1 protein-coding gene and 2 pseudogenes are annotated in these 3,200 nt (G+C 69.4%); 2 read left to right on the top strand and 1 reads right to left on the bottom strand.

Annotated features, from left to right (window positions below):
* Positions 1-179: 179 nt before the first annotated feature.
* Positions 180-1,295: pseudogene (locus ACY5KJ_RS19095) on the top strand (CapA family protein); the annotation flags it as partial.
* Positions 1,296-1,528: 233 nt separating this feature from the next.
* Here ACY5KJ_RS19095 and ACY5KJ_RS19090 read toward each other — a convergent pair.
* A pseudogene (locus ACY5KJ_RS19090) lies at positions 1,529-1,897 on the bottom strand (WS/DGAT domain-containing protein); the annotation flags it as partial.
* Between the two features lie 319 nt (positions 1,898-2,216).
* Here ACY5KJ_RS19090 and ACY5KJ_RS19085 point away from each other — a divergent pair.
* A complete protein-coding gene (locus ACY5KJ_RS19085) occupies positions 2,217-2,852 on the top strand; it encodes a hypothetical protein (RefSeq protein ID WP_462189040.1) in 636 nt (211 codons plus the stop codon).
* Positions 2,853-3,200: the final 348 nt, after the last annotated feature.

The raw sequence follows: 3,200 nt of genomic DNA, 5'->3' as shown, positions 1-3,200 counted from the left end.
TTTCATTTCGACTCCTATGAGCCTCGGTGAAGGCGTTGGTCCTTACTCCGTGCATGAGGCCACCCCCTCGGGGGTTCCGCTCGCGGCCTACAGGTTCCGCCCTGCCCTGAGGGGCGTCAACTCGGCGAACCGGAGGAATCCGGGCCGGTGGCCGGTGGCCGGTGGCCTAGGCTGGAACTGTGCACGACGGCACAGTGACGCTGTTCCTCTGCGGCGATGTGATGCTAGGCCGCGGCGTCGACCAGATTCTGCCGCATCCAGGCAACCCGAGACTTTCCGAGGGATATATCCGGGATGCCCGCGCCTATGTCGAGCTGGCTGAAGCAGCGAACGGCCCGATTCCTCGCCCGGTCGACTTCGCCTGGCCCTGGGGTGACGCACTGCCCGTGCTGGATGAGGTCCAGCCCGATGTTCGGGTAGTGAACCTGGAAAACAGCATCACCCGGTGCGATGACTTCGCCGCCGGAAAGGCGGTTCATTATCGGATGAGTCCGGACAACCTTCCCTGCCTGGCCACCGCCCGGCCCGATGTGTGCGTGCTGGCGAACAACCACCTGCTGGATTCCGGCCACCGAGGGCTCGTCGAGACCCTCGACGCGTTGTTCGCGGCCGGGCTGAGAGCGGTGGGAGCCGGGCGCGACGCGGACGAGGCGTGCAAACCGGCCATGGTCCCGCTCGGCGGGGGCCGGCGGGTCCTGGTCTTCTCGTTCGGCCTGCCCTCCAGCGGCATTCCACGGGCGTGGGCCGCGGCCCCGGGCCGGGGCGGCCTAGACGTCGTCCCCGAATTGTCGGACGCCACCGCCGAGGAGGTGACCACCCGCACCCGGCGGGCGAAGCGCCCCGGTGACCTCGTCGTCGCCTCCATCCACTGGGGATCCAACTGGGGCTATGACGTAGACGACGACCAGATCCGCTTCGCCCACCGGCTCATCGACGGCGGTGTCGACGTCGTGCACGGGCACTCGTCGCACCATCCGCGTCCCGTCGAGGTGTACCGGGACCGGCTTGTCCTGTACGGCTGTGGCGACTTCATCAACGACTACGAGGGCATTACCGGCTACGAAACGTACCGGGACGACCTGCGGCTGGCGTACTTCGTCTCCGCCGAGATCTCCACCGACCCGCCCGGCGCGACGCTGACCGGCCTGCGGATGGTGCCCCTGCAGGCACGGCGGATGCGGTTGTGGCGCGCTGCACCCGAAGACGCGGGGTGGCTACGGGGAGTTCTCGCCAGGATCAGCCGCGACTTCGGGACACAGTTCGACCTCAACGCACCCGGCGTGCTGTCGCTGCGCCAACCAGGAGCGAACCCTCGATGGTGTGCTCCAGCGATTCGGCAGCCTCGGCCAGCGACGAAGGCCGGAAGATCAGGACCGGTCCGTAAGGCACGCTCACGCCGGCGTGGGGGCACCAGCCGGCTGAGCACGTCGAGTTCCGCCAGCCACAGCTGCCCCAGCCAGGCGTGGTTCGGCACGCTGGCACTGGCCACGAACGTGACACCGACCCGCTCGTCGATGCCCAGCATGGCGACGGCCAGATGCTGACGTCCGACGAGTAGTTGGCCCGTGCCGACCAGCCCGGTCACCGCACGTCCCGCGACAGCCAGCGGCCCGCGCATCGTTCGGACGTTGCTCGCCACCAGGGCCATCTTCCGGGTCTGGGCCGGGTAAGCGGCGGCGCCCGCGAGCATGCGGGGCGAGGCGATCGTCGCCATGGTGGAGAAGTGGTGACGTTCCACCACCCCCAGCCCGCCCTTCTGCATGCGACGGGTCTCCGCGGCGATCCACGCCAACCGCCGGCCGGGGTCCGGCTCCCCGCAGGGAAGCGGGACACGCACGCCCGAGGAATAGTTCGACAGCACGTTCCGTTCGGCGGCGGTCCGGAAACTGATGGGCATCAGCGCGTGGAGGGGCTGCCGGTCCCGGCGCCATTCGGGAAGGGACCACGTCCGCAGCGCCCCGGCGAGCGCGGCGAGATAGACGTCGTTGACCGTGACATCGTGGTGGCGAGCCACGGCGCGCAGCGTGCCCAGATCGGTGGTGACCCAGGAATGTCGCGCCGGCCCGGCCGGCGGTCCGCCCCAGGCGTCGAGGGCACGGGTGGGAGCCAGGCAACGCAGCCCCCGGCCGACGAAACCCGCGTAGTCCGAGGGCCGCGGCCGGCGGATCGCGGGGGGCAGACCGAGGTCGAGTTCGCCCTCCCCCCCCGAAGAGCAGGTGCAGCGCCTGGTAGAGCGCGAAGCCGTCCTGCTGGATGTGGCTGGTCCGGTACACCAGCACCGTCCCGGACGACCCCGGGGCGCGCAGCAGGTAAAGCATCCACGGCGGCCGGCTGATGTCGATCGGCTGGGCGGCAATGCGGTCGACGGCGGCACGCAGCCGCGCATCGCCGACACCACCGACGCCCCGGTCGGCACCGCTGGCACCGGCGGCGGACGGCAGGTCCAGGGCGACGACGTGATCGTCGACGTTCATGCCCGGACCGGAGACCCAGAGGGTCTCGTTCGCCGTCGGGCGGCGACCAGAGCACCGGACCGCGACAGTCTCGAGACGGTCGGTAAGCATCCGTGCCCGGGGGTCGCGCAGCCGCTCGGCGACGTGCGCCCGCAGGTCCGCCAGCTCCAGCGGGGGGCCGTCAATGAACAGCAGCGCACCGACGTCCTGGAACTCCCCGGGATTGAGCCGGGTGAAGGCGAGGTAGGCCCGGTCACCCGAGGTCAGTGGACGGGCGTACGCCCGCTCGGAACCGGCCTTCGTGACCACGTCGAGCAGGGCCATCAGACGCTCCCCCGCCCCGTCCGGGGGCGCGGGGCGCGGGCCCGGGAATCGGGCTGGGCAACTTCACCAGATTGACACGTCAACACGCCAAAGACACATGGGCCCATGTACCTATTACTCCTGATTCCGAGCAGGCCGCCGGGGGTCTGTGTCGCACGTCTCCGCGGAATAGCCCCGAATGGGGAAAAGAGCACCGTACAGCACCATCATTTGGCGACAATCGGATATGGCGTTGCCAGCGCAAGATAATGACGCGTTTATGACATCACCACGAAAGGGCTATGGCACCGCTTCATCAGACGCACCGCACAATGGCCGCCGGATCGTGTCCGCAGGCATCCAAGTCCGCACGCATCCCAGTCCTCACGCATCCCAGTCCTCGCCACGGCCGTCCAGGCAGCGGGCGAGCCAGTCGGCGGCCCT

It is taken from the genome of Frankia sp. CcWB3 (assembly GCF_977927595.1).
Note: the sequence above shows the minus strand (reverse complement) of the source record. Positions and strands in the feature narration are given on the sequence as shown.